Here is a 13691-nt window from a genome sequence, read left to right on the forward strand (position 1 = left end):
GCCGGGGGTGCTTGCTATGCGAGGTCGGGAGCGGTCAGCTTGGCCGCGCCAACTGTGAAGGAGCCGCCATGTCCGAATCCGCAGTCCGCACAGCTTTCGAGACACAGAGCGAAGCTTGTTTGACATTGGGATCCCCCTTCACCGCCAGGCTCTGCGCCCTCTGTGCCGAGCGCCTGGCGCCGGGCCTCGGACGCGCCGCCGAACGTGTGCTGAGTTGGTCCGGTGATCCAGGTCCTCGCGGTCAAGCGGTGCCGCTGCGTCTTATGGGCGCTTTCCACGCCTTGGTGCTCAGTGGCCGATCTCCTGCTTTGGTGGATGTTTATCCGCCGCAGGAGGTCGGTGACGATGAGGCTGTCTGGCAAGCGCTGGCGGGGGCTTTGGTTCAGTATGACGACTGGATCTACGCTTGGCTCGACTCTCCTCCACAGACCAACGAAGTCCAACGTGCGAACGGTCTCTTTGCAGGCCTCTCTCATTTGGCCGAGCGCTACGACTTGCCTTTCGTCCTGTCCGAAGTGGGCAGCTCGGCCGGGCTAAACCTCAACCTGGCACTCTACGGTTACGACTTCGGCGGGCGTCGACTGGGCCAGCGGGACAGCGCCTTGCAGCTTGCGCCCGAGTGGCGCGGAGTGCCGCCGCCGAACGGCCGTGTGGAGGTCTCCGCGCGTCAGGGCTGTGACCTCAACCCGCTCGACCCTCGCGATCCCGAGCATCGCTTGCGCTTGTCGTCCTTCGTCTGGCCGGACCAGTCAGACCGCCTCGCCCGCCTACAGGCCGCCTTCGATATTGCTACAGGAGAGAAACCCGAGGTGCTGCAAGCCGACGCTGTCGAGTGGATTTCCGGTCGCTTGGCCCAGACCTGGAGCGGTTACTGTCACGTTGTCTTCCACAGCATCGTTCTTCAGTACTTCCCGGAACCGGCACGTGTCGCTTTTTTAGAGACAATGATGAAAGCGCTAGATCAGGCAATGCCGGAGGCTCCGCTTGCCTGGCTGCGCATGGAGAGCGATGGCCGAACGCCGGGCGCCGCCTTGACCGTCACGACCGGTCGAGGTCCCTCCGATCACCTACTTGGACGGATCGACTTCCACGGCCGCTGGGTGGAATGGCATGGTTAGGCGTGACCCTGTTGGAATCGCCCAAAACCTAAATCCCAAATAGATACGGGACACTTCCATTGCGTAGCGGTGCGATAGATGCGACCGCGTCCGTCAGATCCTTGAACTTGATGGGTTTGTGGAGGACGCGAGTTGCGCCAAGTTTGCGCGCGTACTCCAGAAACGACATATTACGAGTCACGCCGCCGCCCGACATGGCGATGATTGGAAGTCGTGCGTAGAGGCGCCGAATGTCGTGAATGGTTTCGATGCCGTCTTTCTCAGGCATTAGAATATCAGTGATGACCAATCCAACGTTTCGTCCTGATTTCAAGATCTCCAGGCCTTGGCTGCCGTCCTCCGCTTCGCAAACGTCGTAGTCGAGTGTCTCAAGCATTTCCCGCAGAGTCTCGCGAAGAGCTTGCTCGTCGTCGATAATGAGAATTGTCATTGAATACCTGCTCCCAGCAGCCGGCAACCCTGTCGCAGCCGTCTGCTGTTTGGTGGGAGATACGAAAACCGGACTGGCATTCTTGTCTCCAACCATCTATGCCTGAGGTGCGGAAACGACCTTGCCGCGACGCTGCAGTTTGTTTTCATCAAAAGCTTGCCGAACTTTCTGAGCGAGTTCTTTGCGCCGATACGGTTTGGTCACCAGGTTGTGTGCTGCCTTGACTTCGCCTTCGCGAAGTACGGCAGCTTCCGCATAGCCCGTCGCATAAAGCACCGGCAAGCCCGGTCTGAGTTTCCGCGCAGCCTTTCCGACCTGCGTACCGTCCATGCCGCCGGGCATTACGATGTCGGTAAAGAGAAGATCGATCTCACGATCTTCCTCCAGGATCAGAAGGGCCTGCGGACCGCTTTCAGCCTCTACAACGGTGTATCCCAGATTACGTAATAAGGAGACGGCTACGGTTCGGACTTCGACCTGGTCTTCGACAACGAGTACAGTCTCGTTCCCACTTTCGACATCGAGAGGCTGAGCCGCCGGCACAGCATTTCCATCCGCGCTGCTCGGCTGCACCGGGAGGTAGAGGCGAACCGTGGTGCCCACGGAAACCTCGCTGTAAACCCGGATATGGCCGCCGGACTGCTTGATGAAGCCGTAGACCATGCTGAGACCCAAACCGCTACCTTTGCCGATGTCCTTGGTCGTGAAAAAAGGTTCGAAGACCTTATCGATCTCATCGGCCGGAATACCCTCGCCGCTATCCGTGACCGACAGCACGACATAGTCCCCGGGAGCCACCTCGCTCTCACGCGAGGTGTAGTCTTCGTCGAGGTCTACATGCTCCGTCTCGATGGTCAATCGGCCGCCGAGGGGCATGGCGTCCCGTGCATTAACGGCGAGATTCAGGATCGCGGATTCGAGTTGGTTAGGATCGCTTCGGACATGGGGAATCTGTTTTCCTAGGCGGCACTCGAAGGCGATAGATTCCCCAAGCGTGCGCCGCAATAGATCTTCCATACCTTCGATCAGAGGGTTGGGGTCGACGGACTGAGTCTGAAGAGTTTGCCGTCTGGAGAAGGCGAGCAGTCGCCGGTTTAACTCCGCTCCTCTATCAACCGCGTCCAGAGCTGCCTTGATCCAACGTGTCGCGTCCTTGTCATCGACGATCGATTGTTCCAGCAGTTCCAGATTGCCCATGACAATGCCAAGAAGATTGTTGAAGTCGTGGGCTAGGCCGCCGGTCAGCTGTCCGACCGACTCCATCTTCTGCGCCTGGATAAGCTGCCGTTCGACCACCTTCCGTTTGGTGATATCGGTCAGCACTTCCATTGAATGACTGAATTCGCCTGTCTCGTCATACTCAGCGACAGCCGAAAGAAGAATATCCAGTACCTCGCCGTTCTTGGTGACGACCTGATATTCTTGGTCTTTGCAGATACCGTTTCGCAGAAGCTGCGGCAGTGCTTCCGTGATCGACCTGTGGGCCGACTCTGGCGTCATGAGTTGGATAGCGGGTTTGCCGATAACCTCGTCCCGGCTGTATCCAAACCTCTCAAGCCAGAAGTCGCTAACGCTAAGAAGATGTCCGTCGGCATCGATCGAATGCAGCATCACAGGGGTCCGCGTATAGAGAGAGCGATAGCGCTCCTCGCCGGCGCGCAACTGTTCTTCCGCGAGCTTCTCCGCTGTGATGTCGGAGGCAGCGATGAAAACGAAGCGCTCGCCTGTCTCTGGGTCCGTATAGGGAACCTTATCCGTGCGTACCCAGCCGCGCTCGCTATCTCGGGGAAGGTATTCCTCGATGATGCCCAGCTTCGGTTTGCCCGACCGGATCACCTCCAGGTCATCTGCGTGATACTTCTTCGCGATCTCGGGGAACAGATCGAAGGAACTTGCGCCTTCGATCTGTTCGACTGTCATGCCCATAGACTGCGCGGCAGGTGCGTTAAGACGCAGAATTCGGTTGCTGTCATCCTTGTAGAAAATGCGCGTCGGGACGTGATTGAAGATCAGTTCCAGCTCGTTTTTCTTCGATTGTAACTCGTTCTCCGCCCGCTTCCGGTCGGTGATATCCAAGGCCATCGCGACCAGACCTTTGACGTTGCCCTGATCGTCCCGATCTGGAATGTAGAGAGCTTGAACGTCTCGTTTCACGCCATCTGGATAGGTCATGGTCGTCTCGAAGCTCGACTGGAATCCCTGACGTGCTCGTTCGATATAGTTCTCTACTTTTCCGAAACTCTCGGTACCCAGCACTTCGGCGACCGAACGCCCGATGATCCGCTGGCGTGGTTGCGCGTACCAGGTCACACCTGTTTGATTGATGAAACTGTATCGTAGATCCAGGTCCTCGTAGACGATCAGAACAGGAAGATTGTCGGTAATGAGACGCAGGTGGGCTTCGCGTTGCCGCAGCTCGGACGTCGCCTTAAGAACCGCGGTTTCCAGTGCCTGCTCGGCTTCCTTGCGTTCCGTGATGTCGGTGTAGAGGCCGACGACGGCAACGGGCGTACCATCCGCCGTACGCTTCAACCTCATTTGATCCAGCATCCAGCGATAGGATCCGTCTGCGTGCCGAAAGCGATACTCTTGTTCACAGTAGTCCTGCTCGAAGAGGTCGCGACGTTCTGAGGCGACGCGATCGCGGTCGTCTGGATGAACTTTCTCGCTCCAGAAGTTCCGATGGCTTTTGAAGTCTTGCGGTCCGTAGCCGGTCTGAAGTTCGATACTCGGGTCGACCTCAAAGACAGCGATCTCACCGGCGATCCCCTCGGTAAGTCTGGCGCTGTAGAAGGCACCGCCGGCCGAGGAGATCAGAAAATCCAGATCTTCCGCGTTGCTGCGCAGTTCCTCTTCCATCCGGATTCGGGCGCCCAGGTGCCGGCCGGTTTCCCTCCATCGCCGCCAGCCGAACCAGGCGCTTGCGATACAGAGAACCGGTACGATCATGATCAGCTCGTCCAGTTCCCAGTCTTCATGGGACCGGGAGAACTCGTAGAGCGCTTCGAAAGCGTCCAGGGTGATCAGACCTGCCGTCGCGAAGCCGGTGACGGCAGCCGCGCCAATCAGATCGTAGATCCAAGGCTGGATCTTACGGCGTTTCGAGCGCGCGAAGATGCCGAAGCGCTTGCGTCTCTCCAGGGTCGCCTCTCCGCGGTGAGCGTTGCGGTCCGGCTCGCTCAAGACGCTCTCTCCGTCGCAGCGCACGGCCGTCTTGCGGATACTAAGATGTTTCTTTGTGCACCCCTTATGATCCGCTCGCCGCACCGAATTCGGCTCTGGTTGAAAATCGAACCAGACAGTCCGTGGATCACTAGGGGCTGATCGCAATGTCGGGGGACGGATTTGGCGATCATCTTTACGACGGCGGATCGGTGTGGTGACGGGGGCTCGCTTCGGGCGAGCCTTCGCCAGAACGACTTCGTTCAGATTAGATTGCGCCCGTTAAGGCTGCATTAAAAATCGTGGATCCATTGAAATATATATCCAAAAATCACGAAAACTACTTTCAAAGAATTGCCCGTATTGGCCATTTCGCTGATTTATTCTTGCAAAAAATGCATATGCTGGCGCCAATTCTCTGCAAGATAGCACTCTGCGGAAAGCTCGTCGGGTGTTCCATCATTTGAATCGGAGTGGCGGACATCATGGAACGGATGATGAGTTGGTCGGCTTTTTCAACATAACTCGACCTTGGAGGCTGGCCGACTTCGGGCTCTTGGTAGCTCCGTAAGTCGAAGGGTCAGTCAGGCCGGTTTGCCTGGCTCGTGCTCGGCCTTGGACAAGCTTCGGCGCAGGAGTTCTATGTTCTTTCGGTTGGCCTTGAAGCCAACGTCGAAAAGATCGCCGATCAGGGGAGTGCTGCCGAGCAGGCTGTCTAACACGATGTTGGCGACCATTCGGGCGAGAACCGTTTTCGATACGCCGAGACGAGCTGCTTGGCCGACGATATAGGCAGCGGGAATCAGGGATAGACCGTCACCCACGCCAGGAACGAGTCCCACGATCGAATCCAGGCCGAAGCGAATACGCGTCCCCGGAATTCGGAACCGGCTATCCATCCAGTCGGCCAAGCGCGCCAGTCGCTCAATCTGGTCCTGCTCCTTCCGCTTGTGTAGCGGCAGTGTCACCTCCTGCCTCACGTCTTGGCGATGATCCAAACGGCGTGGACGTTTCCAGGAATCTAGACCAGGAGCGTCAGCAGAACGTTGATCCAGAAATGCTTGCCAAGGCCGACTTACAAGAAGACGCTCAAGGGGGGCAGGATCGCGATCACGATACGGATCAGATCCATCGGTGCACTCCGAATTGCTGAACGAAGGCAGTAGAGTCTCGATAGAGACACCCTGCAAACCGGATGAGCGGCGATTTGGTTCCGCAGTCCTTTGCGACTCCGTCTTGCCCGAGTGGAACTTGTCAGGTTTCGATCCAGAGACACACGCGCAAACCGTTGTGCACTATCAGCTGCGAGCTATCAGCGTTGTCGGACGTTTTGAGCAAACGGAAAAAAGAGCTTTCGATCATGCCAAGTTTCGGCTTGTGCACGGTGGCGACCGCGGCGCTCTGTTTCACGATCTGGAGTTCAGCCATCGCGACTTCCCCAGGCTGTCTCGAAGAAGTCCGCGTCGTGTCGGAGAGAATAGGGTGCCGTTCGGGCTGAGGACGCCGGTGACGACGAGCCGTCGGAAATCACGCTCGCTACGGGCGAGTGTGCTGCCGAGATTGCTGCCGAGGGCGCTGGCCCAACCGAGAACTGCTTCGGCAGCCCCCCGGAAGCCGAGGCCGTTGAACAGGATTTGACCGCTGCTCGGAAAGCAGCTGACACGGGAGATCAGAAAGCCTGCCACGGCATCTGAATAACGTTAAGTCGCTCCTCAAGATGGATTAGGCGTCAGGCGAGCTGAAAACCGCTCGCAATCGGAGGGCCTTTCGTCACGTGACGTGAGTCCGCGAGAAGAGTCGCGGCGGCTCTCTAACCTATCTCCACTTCGCTTTCTCACAGTCGCGTTGGCCGCCGGACGATGGTGCCCGGGCAAGCGTTGTGCCGGCCTGAACAGGTTTTCAAAAACAAATCCAGGGTGAAGCCCTAATGGCGGAGAGGGAGGGATTCGAACCCTCGGTACGCTCGCGCGCACAACGGTTTTCGAGACCGCCCCGTTCAACCGCTCCGGCACCTCTCCGCAGAAGACCGCTTATCTAAAGGGGCTGTTCGGTGAACGCAAGCGGGTGCGAGCGTTTGGCATTCAACTTCGTGGACCTTTCATGCACTCTTGCTGTCATGGTTCCCCGAAACGGCTCCCACCTTCTGATCGAGATTCCGCAGGTTCGCTGCTCCGACAGGGACTGGGCGGTTCGGTTGCTAGCAGTGGAGCGCGATCGAGCCATGGCGCTGCTCGACCTGGGGGTTCGCGGCTGGCCGACGGTCGTCGTGCGGGCGGCTGATGCCCTGTCGCGGCGTTGGCTGGCGCGCAGCGGCAATCCCTATCTGCCGGAAATCGACGCTCTGGCTGCGGAGATCGGGCGGCCGGGCGGCCATTTCCTGAACATCAATCACGAGTGGGGCTGTACGACCCGTGCGGCGCCGACAGCGGACGGAACCGGCGCACAGCTCTTGCGCGTCCTCGACTGGCCCAACGACGGTCTGGGGCGCCAGGTCATGGCGGCCCACCTGGAGGGGCCGGCAGGACCCTGGACCAATTTGACGTGGCCGGGTTTCGCCGGAGTCATTCAAGCCCAGGCGCCCGGCCGCTTTGCCGCCGCCTTCAACCAAGCGCCGCTCCGTCGCGCGACCGGCTTTCTGCCGTTGGACTGGGTCGTTGCACGCCGACGCTGGTGGCGTAACGACGGACTGCCGCCTGCCCATCTGCTGCGCCATGCCTTCGAAAGCTGTCGCAGCTATGCCGAGGCCAAGGATCTGTTATCCAGCGCGGCCCTGGCTCTGCCGGCCATTTTCGTTTTGGCAGGTCTCTCCCCTGAGGAATGCTGCGTGATCGAGCGCCTGGAGACCGACGTTCGGGTGCGCGAGGGAAACGGCCGCGACGGAGTCTGTTCGGCCAATCACTTCACGGCTTTTCCCGGTCGTTGGCGCTCGCGTGGCCAAGCGAGCGTAGAGCGCGCGGCCGCGCTTGCGGGCTGGCGTGAAAGTGGCTGTGACCAGACCGGCGAAACGCTGGCTTTTCTCGAAGCGCCGGTCCTCAACCCCATGACGCGCCTAGCCTTGATGGCAGAGCCTAGCAGCGGCAGGATGCTGGCCCAGGGATACGAACGCGACGGGGCGGCAACCGAACTGCTCCAGCTGCCGTAACGGCAAGTCCGCTTTGGGCCGGGATTTCTGGCGCAAAACGTGAGTTGGAGTCTGGGCCAATTTCCAGGCCTGAACCGCGATCGACCGGGCAGTCTGTCCCTTGACAGTCGTGCAGCCATCCCTATAGTCCCGGCCTTCGCGCGCGGCGCAAGCGTCGGCGTGCGTTCTCTATTAATGAGCTTTAGCCGAAGAGCGAAAACGATGTTCGCAGTCATCAAGACAGGCGGCAAGCAGTACCGGGTCGCCAAAGACGACCGCTTGACCGTCGAGAAGCTGGTCGCCGAGCCTGGCGCGACCGTCACCCTGGACGAGGTGTTGATGGTGGGCGGCGATCAGGGCACGACCCTGGGCGCGCCGCGCGTCGAAGGCGCCAGCGTGACCGCGACGGTGGTCGAACAGACCCGAGGCGAGAAGCTGATCGTTTTCAAGAAGCGCCGCCGGAAGCATTCGCGGACCAAGAACGGTCATCGCCAGCAGCTGACGGTGCTGCAGGTCACAGATATCGCCCTGGATGGCAAGAAGCCGAAGAAGGCGGCGGCGAAGAAGAAGGCCGAGACCGGCGAAAACGTCGAGGCTGACGCCACCTCCGGCGCAGAAGCACAAGCGGAGTAGAATCCCATGGCACACAAGAAGGCAGGCGGCAGCTCGCGCAACGGGCGCGATACGGCCGGTCGGCGCTTGGGCGTCAAGAAGTTCGGCGGCGAGCGCGTGCTTGCCGGCAACATCATCGTGCGCCAGCGCGGCACCAAGTGGCGTCCGGGTACCAACGTCGGCCTAGGCAAGGATCACACGATCTTCGCGCTGGTCGAGGGCAAGGTGTCCTTCGCCAAGCGCGCCGGCAATCGCACCTATGTTTCGGTCGACCCCTTGCCGGAGGCCGCTGAGTAGGCGCGCCGCCGTCGCACGCGACCGAGCCGACAGGGCTCGAAATCACGGACGGGGGAGCGCTGGATCGCTCCCCCGTTTTCTTTTGGGCCCGTGCTCTTCTGGACCCGTTTTCTTTTGGAGTGGTGGAAACTCAGCGCTGGGCCTGTTCTCTTGCGACGGGTTGAGCGGACGCCAAGCCGGTCATGAAATTTCTCGACCAAGCCAAGATCTACATTAAGGCCGGCGATGGCGGGAACGGTGCCTGCTCGTTCCGCCGCGAGAAGTATGTGGAGTTCGGCGGCCCGGACGGCGGCAACGGCGGCAAGGGCGGCGATGTGGTGGTGGAGGCCGTTGAGGGGCTCAACACCCTGATCGACTTCCGCTATCGCCAGCACTTCAAGGCGCGGCGCGGCACTAACGGCATGGGTCGGGACCGGACCGGCGCCGGCGGCGAGACTTTGGTGATCCAGGTCCCGGCCGGGACGCAGGTCCTCGATGACGATGGCGACTTTCTGCTTGCCGACCTGACTGAGATCGGCCAGCAGGCCTTGTTGGCCCGTGGCGGTCGCGGGGGTCTGGGCAACGCCGCTTTCAAATCCTCGACCAATCGGGCACCGCGCCGCGCGGACCCCGGTCAGCCGGGCGAGGAGCTCTGGGTATGGCTCCGCCTCAAGCTGATCGCGGATGCAGGTCTGGTCGGACTGCCGAACGCCGGAAAATCGACCTTTCTGTCGCGCGTGTCTCGGGCTCGGCCGAAAATCGCCGACTATCCCTTTACGACGTTGCACCCGAACCTCGGCGTGGTCGGTGCCGGCGAGGAAGAGTTCGTTCTGGCCGACATTCCCGGCTTGATCGAGGGCGCGCACGAAGGTGCCGGTCTGGGAACTCGTTTCCTCGGCCATATCGAGCGTTGCCGAGTCCTGCTGCACCTGATCGACGGAACCCAGGACGACCCGGTTGACGCTTGGCGCACCGTCCGTACGGAACTCGACGGCTACGGCGCCGATCTCGGCCAGAAGCCAGAAATCGTCGTCCTCAACAAGGTCGATGCCGTTCCGGCGGAGGCCCTGAAGGCCCGGGCGGGCGCTCTTGAAGCGGCGACCGGTGCCAAACCGATCTTCTGTTCCGGCGTCAGTGGCGATGGGCTGCAGGCGGTCCTCGCCGCCGTGCTGGAGCGAATTCAGCAGGCCCGAGCGCTCGAGGCGGAACAGCGCGGCGACGATGGAGCGGAGGCACCGGTCAGGGAGGCTTGGCGGCCGTGACCGAACTGGCTCGCGAATCGCTATCTGTGCCGAAGCTCGAAGAGGCCCGGCGGCTGGTTGTGAAGATCGGCTCCGCCCTGCTGGTGGACCAAGCCAGCGGCGAGATCCGGCGCGACTGGCTGGCGGCTTTGGCTGAGGACCTGGTGGCGCTGCGCCGTCGCGGCTGCGAGGTGCTGGTGGTGTCCTCCGGCGCGATCGCGGTAGGCCGGCCTACGCTCGGATTGGCCAAGGGCAAGCTGAAGCTGGAGCAGCAGCAGGCGGCGGCCGCCACTGGCCAGATCCTGCTGGCGCATGCTTACCAGGCGGCCCTGCAGCCGCATGGCGTGACGGTATCTCAGGTCCTGCTGACCCTCTCCGATACGGAGGAGCGGCGGCGCCATCTGAACGCGCGGGCCACCTTGACCACCCTGTTGCGTCTCAGGGCCCTGCCCGTGATCAACGAGAACGATACGGTCGCCACCTCGGAAATCCGGTTCGGAGACAACGACCGCCTGGGGGCGCGGGTCGCGGCCATGGTCAATGCCGACACGCTGGTCCTGCTGTCCGATATCGACGGCCTCTACAGCGGCGATCCGCGACGCGATGAGGCGGCCGTGCATCTGCCGCTGGTCGAACGGATCACGCCCGAAATCGAGGCCATGGCGGGTGCGGCGCCGGCCGGCTACTCCTCCGGCGGGATGATTACCAAGCTGGCGGCGGCCAAGGTTGCCGTCGACGCGGGCTGCCGTATGGCGATCGCGAACGGGCGGTTGCTGCACCCTCTGCGCGCCCTGGCCGAGGGCGGCCGCTGCACCTGGTTCCTGGCTCAGATGAGCCCGCGCGCGGCCCGCAAGCAGTGGATCGCCGGCAGCCTGAAGCCGTCCGGGCTCGTGACTGTCGACGGAGGTGCGCTGGCCGCTCTGCAGGCCGGGAAATCCCTGTTGCCGGCTGGCGTCACGGCCGTGCAGGGTTCCTTTCAGCGCGGCGATGCCGTCGTGGTTGCCGGGCCCGACGGAAGGGAGGTCGCGCGCGGCCTCTCGGCGTACGATTCCGAGGCGGCAAGCCGTATCGCTGGCCAGAAGAGCGGAGACATAGAGACTCTGCTGGGCTACCGTGGTCGTGAGGAACTGATCCATCGCGACGATCTGGTCGTGACCCAGTTCGTTCCGCAGTCGCAATGAACGTCCCGTAGGTACCGTCATGAATGCCGAAGCTGCCTTCAAGGATACCTTGGAAGCCGACATGCAAGCGATCGGCGTGGCCGCGAAACAGGCGGCCTCCGTGCTGGCCGTCGCTTCTCTAGAGACGAAGCGGACGGCTCTCCGTGCTGCCGCAGCGGCCTTGCGAGAGGCGTCGCCGGCCCTTCTCGCGGCCAATCGGCAGGACATGGCTGCGGCTCGAACCCGTGATCTGTCGCCAGCCCTGCTTGATCGGCTGGAGCTGACCGAGACGCGCGTCGAAGCCATGGCTGGGGGTGTTGAGGCGATTGCGGCGCAACCGGACCCTGTCGGACGGGTGCTAGCGGGCTGGGAGCGGCCCAACGGATTGGCGATCGAGCGGATCGCCGTTCCTTTGGGTGTTGTCGGCATCGTTTACGAAAGCCGGCCAAACGTGACCGCCGATGCAGGCGCGCTCTGCCTCATGGCCGGGAACGCGGCCATTCTGCGTGGCGGGTCCGAGTCCTTCCATTCCTCCGGTGCGATCCTTGCCGCTCTGCATAGGGGGCTGACGGCCGCCGGTCTGCCCGAAACCTGTCTCCAGCGCCCGCCCAGTCGGGAGCGCGCGGCTGTGGGCCACCTGCTGCAGATGCACGATTATGTCGACGTGATCGTCCCCCGAGGCGGCCGTGGGCTGATCGAGCGGGTGATGCGTGAGGCGACAGTGCCTGTGCTGGCGCATCTCGACGGCAACTGCCACACCTACCTTCATGCCGGGGCCGATCCATTGAAGGCCCAGGCCATCGCCGTTAACGCCAAGATGCGGCGGACCGGGATCTGCGGCGCGACGGAGACGCTGTTGGTCGACCGCAGCGTTGCGGAGCGGCTGCTGCCGCCGATTCTGGAGGCTCTGGCCGAGCGCGGCTGTGAACTGCGTGGCGACGAGGTCGTCCGGTCCCTCGACGGACGCGTCGTGTCTGCCGAAGCCACCGACTGGGATACCGAATTCCTGGCGCCCATCCTCGCGATCAAGACGGTGGAAGGTTTGGAAGCCGCCATCGAGCATATCGATCGACACGGCTCACACCACACCGACGCCATCATCACCGAGGATACTGTGGCGGCCGAGACGTTCCTGGCCCGTGTCGATTCAGCGATCGTCATGCACAATACCTCGACCCAGTTCGCCGATGGCGGCGAGTTCGGGATGGGGGCGGAAATCGGGATTTCCACGGGTCGCTTGCACGCGCGCGGTCCAGTCGGCGCCAACGAGCTGACGACCTATAAGTATCGGGTGCGCGGCCAAGGCCAGGTGCGGCCCTAGATCTTGGCGCCTGGGCTTTCCGCCAGGGTGCCGGCCCGACTCCGGCCGCCGCCCTTCGTGACGCGTCGTCGCCTCGCCGCCGAGTTGGACGGCTGGCTGCCACCGCCGGGGGCACGGATCGGCCTGCTTGGCGGGTCCTTCAATCCCGCACACGCAGGACACGTCCACATTTCGATGCAGGCGCTGAAGCGATTGCGTCTGGATGAGGTCTGGTGGCTGGTAAGCCCTCAGAATCCTTTGAAGTCTCAGACGGGTATGGGGCGGCTGGCCGATCGCTTGGCGCGGTCCAGGCACCTGGCGCGGCATCCTCGGCTCAGGGTCACGGCTCTGGAGCGATTGCTGCCCGGCACGCTGACAGCGGACACACTGAGCGCCCTGGTGGGCTGGTTTCCAGGCAGGCGCTTCATGTGGCTGATGGGTGCGGACAACCTCTGTCAGATCGATCGCTGGGCGGCATGGCAAGAAATTTTTCACACCGTCGGCGTTGCGGTTCTTGACCGTCCCGCTTATTCTTTTGCACCTGTGGCCGGGAAGGCCGCGCGGCGATTCGCCCGCGCCCGCGTTCCGGAGAAGAGCGCCGGAAGGTTGGTTTTGGCATCGCCGCCGGCATGGACGTTCCTCCATATTCCCAAGTCTTCGCTCTCGGCCACGGCGTTGAGGGCCCGCGCGCCGTCGCCAAGTCCCGAAGTCGGGATGGACGAAAGCGGGCCGGGCGGCGACCACGCTAGGGCCGTTCGTAAGAAGGCCGTGGCCGCCACAGAAAGGTGAGGGTGTAAGCCATACTCGACCGCAGCGCGACGCAGAGCGTCATGGAGCGGTCGGCCGAAGCTGCGGCCGGCCATCCCGGCGATAGCCGATATCTGGTCGAACTCGTTCAATCCTCGCTCGACGACGACAAGGCTGAAGACATTGTCGTCATTGACCTGGCAGGCAGGTCGTCCATCGCCGATTACATGGTTGTCGCCAGCGGTCGCTCGACCCGTCAGGTCGGGGCGATCGCCGAGAAGCTGCGCGAGCGGCTGAAAGCGGTCGGCTACAACCATGTTTCCGTCGAGGGGCAGCAGACCTGCGACTGGGTCGTGATCGACGCCTTGGACGTGGTCGTGCATATCTTCCGGCCCGAGGTTCGCGAATTCTACAATCTTGAAAAGATGTGGATGACGCCAGCCGCCGGTGGATCAAGGGTGCAAGCGGCCAACGCTTGAGGCGACTGTTTCCGCTTGGCGGCAGGGTCCGCTTGGCGGATGCCT

Annotated in this window: 13 protein-coding genes and 1 tRNA gene; 9 read left to right on the forward strand and 5 right to left on the reverse strand. The window is 62.1% G+C overall.

Translation table 11 applies throughout. The features are described 5' to 3' along the window. The first annotated feature begins 68 nt into the window (after positions 1 to 68). Positions 69 to 1118 carry a DUF2332 domain-containing protein gene (locus tag ACO054_RS18930; RefSeq protein WP_421708143.1) on the forward strand — a complete coding sequence of 350 codons (1050 nt, stop codon included), beginning with the start codon at positions 69 to 71 and terminating at the stop codon, positions 1116 to 1118. A 28-nt stretch (positions 1119 to 1146) separates the two neighbouring features. Here the strand turns inward: ACO054_RS18930 and ACO054_RS18935 are convergent, their stop codons facing one another. The 5 genes from ACO054_RS18935 to ACO054_RS18955 all read right to left on the reverse strand — a co-directional run bounded on the left by ACO054_RS18935 (position 1147) and on the right by ACO054_RS18955 (position 6728). Then, the gene (locus ACO054_RS18935; RefSeq protein ID WP_421708144.1) at positions 1147 to 1548 is read right to left on the reverse strand and encodes a response regulator; all 402 of its coding nucleotides are present in this window, start codon (positions 1546 to 1548) and stop codon (positions 1147 to 1149) included. 96 nt (positions 1549 to 1644) lie between these two features. Further along, positions 1645 to 4407 carry a PAS domain S-box protein gene (locus tag ACO054_RS18940; protein ID WP_421708145.1) on the reverse strand — a complete coding sequence of 921 codons (2763 nt, stop codon included), beginning with the start codon at positions 4405 to 4407 and terminating at the stop codon, positions 1645 to 1647. An 887-nt stretch (positions 4408 to 5294) separates the two neighbouring features. After that, a complete protein-coding gene (locus tag ACO054_RS18945; protein WP_421708146.1) occupies positions 5295 to 5690 on the reverse strand; it encodes a DUF4112 domain-containing protein in 396 nt (131 codons plus the stop codon). Between the two features lie 274 nt (positions 5691 to 5964). Continuing rightward, a complete protein-coding gene (locus ACO054_RS18950; protein WP_421708147.1) occupies positions 5965 to 6138 on the reverse strand; it encodes a hypothetical protein in 174 nt (57 codons plus the stop codon). A 500-nt stretch (positions 6139 to 6638) separates the two neighbouring features. Next, positions 6639 to 6728 (reverse strand) — tRNA-Ser (locus ACO054_RS18955). A 203-nt stretch (positions 6729 to 6931) separates the two neighbouring features. Here ACO054_RS18955 and ACO054_RS18960 point away from each other — a divergent pair. The 8 genes from ACO054_RS18960 to rsfS all read left to right on the forward strand — a co-directional run bounded on the left by ACO054_RS18960 (position 6932) and on the right by rsfS (position 13646). Further along, positions 6932 to 7852: a hypothetical protein gene (locus ACO054_RS18960; protein ID WP_421708148.1), complete on the forward strand. Its 921-nt coding sequence runs from the start codon at positions 6932 to 6934 to the stop codon at positions 7850 to 7852. A 201-nt stretch (positions 7853 to 8053) separates the two neighbouring features. Further along, positions 8054 to 8464, forward strand: a complete 411-nt coding sequence (gene rplU, locus ACO054_RS18965) for a 50S ribosomal protein L21 (protein ID WP_421708149.1) — start codon at positions 8054 to 8056, stop codon at positions 8462 to 8464. 6 nt (positions 8465 to 8470) lie between these two features. Next, positions 8471 to 8740, forward strand: a complete 270-nt coding sequence (gene rpmA / locus ACO054_RS18970; RefSeq protein ID WP_421708150.1) for a 50S ribosomal protein L27 — start codon at positions 8471 to 8473, stop codon at positions 8738 to 8740. A gap of 182 nt (positions 8741 to 8922) precedes the next feature. Further along, positions 8923 to 9981: a GTPase ObgE gene (gene obgE / locus ACO054_RS18975; protein ID WP_421708151.1), complete on the forward strand. Its 1059-nt coding sequence runs from the start codon at positions 8923 to 8925 to the stop codon at positions 9979 to 9981. Further along, on the forward strand, positions 9969 to 11141 hold the full coding sequence (gene proB, locus ACO054_RS18980; protein WP_421708152.1) for a glutamate 5-kinase: 1173 nt from the start codon (positions 9969 to 9971) through the stop codon (positions 11139 to 11141). Before obgE ends, proB begins: the two co-directional genes overlap by 13 nt. Before the next feature lie 19 nt (positions 11142 to 11160). Next, positions 11161 to 12441 carry a glutamate-5-semialdehyde dehydrogenase gene (locus ACO054_RS18985; RefSeq protein WP_421708153.1) on the forward strand — a complete coding sequence of 427 codons (1281 nt, stop codon included), beginning with the start codon at positions 11161 to 11163 and terminating at the stop codon, positions 12439 to 12441. A gap of 57 nt (positions 12442 to 12498) precedes the next feature. Further along, positions 12499 to 13209: a nicotinate-nucleotide adenylyltransferase gene (locus ACO054_RS18990; RefSeq protein ID WP_421708154.1), complete on the forward strand. Its 711-nt coding sequence runs from the start codon at positions 12499 to 12501 to the stop codon at positions 13207 to 13209. A 41-nt stretch (positions 13210 to 13250) separates the two neighbouring features. Beyond that, positions 13251 to 13646 carry a ribosome silencing factor gene (gene rsfS / locus ACO054_RS18995; protein WP_421708155.1) on the forward strand — a complete coding sequence of 132 codons (396 nt, stop codon included), beginning with the start codon at positions 13251 to 13253 and terminating at the stop codon, positions 13644 to 13646. Positions 13647 to 13691 lie beyond the last annotated feature (45 nt).

Origin of the sequence: Algihabitans sp. (assembly GCF_965226985.1) — a bacterium.
Taxonomy (GTDB): domain Bacteria; phylum Pseudomonadota; class Alphaproteobacteria; order Kiloniellales; family DSM-21159; genus Algihabitans.

Excerpts from the sequence above, each read along its gene's own strand:
- ACO054_RS18935 (WP_421708144.1), bottom strand. The coding sequence starts at position 1,548 with ATGACAATTCTCATTATCGACGACGAGCAAGCTCTTCGCGAGACTCTG.
- ACO054_RS18960 (WP_421708148.1), top strand. The coding sequence starts at position 6,932 with ATGGCGCTGCTCGACCTGGGGGTTCGCGGCTGGCCGACGGTCGTCGTG.
- rsfS (WP_421708155.1), top strand. The coding sequence starts at position 13,251 with ATGGAGCGGTCGGCCGAAGCTGCGGCCGGCCATCCCGGCGATAGCCGA.
- ACO054_RS18950 (WP_421708147.1), bottom strand. The coding sequence starts at position 6,138 with ATGGCTGAACTCCAGATCGTGAAACAGAGCGCCGCGGTCGCCACCGTG.
- rplU (WP_421708149.1), top strand. The coding sequence starts at position 8,054 with ATGTTCGCAGTCATCAAGACAGGCGGCAAGCAGTACCGGGTCGCCAAA.
- rpmA (WP_421708150.1), top strand. The coding sequence starts at position 8,471 with ATGGCACACAAGAAGGCAGGCGGCAGCTCGCGCAACGGGCGCGATACG.
- ACO054_RS18940 (WP_421708145.1), bottom strand. The coding sequence starts at position 4,407 with ATGGAAGAGGAACTGCGCAGCAACGCGGAAGATCTGGATTTTCTGATC.
- obgE (WP_421708151.1), top strand. The coding sequence starts at position 8,923 with ATGAAATTTCTCGACCAAGCCAAGATCTACATTAAGGCCGGCGATGGC.
- ACO054_RS18985 (WP_421708153.1), top strand. The coding sequence starts at position 11,161 with ATGAATGCCGAAGCTGCCTTCAAGGATACCTTGGAAGCCGACATGCAA.
- ACO054_RS18930 (WP_421708143.1), top strand. The coding sequence starts at position 69 with ATGTCCGAATCCGCAGTCCGCACAGCTTTCGAGACACAGAGCGAAGCT.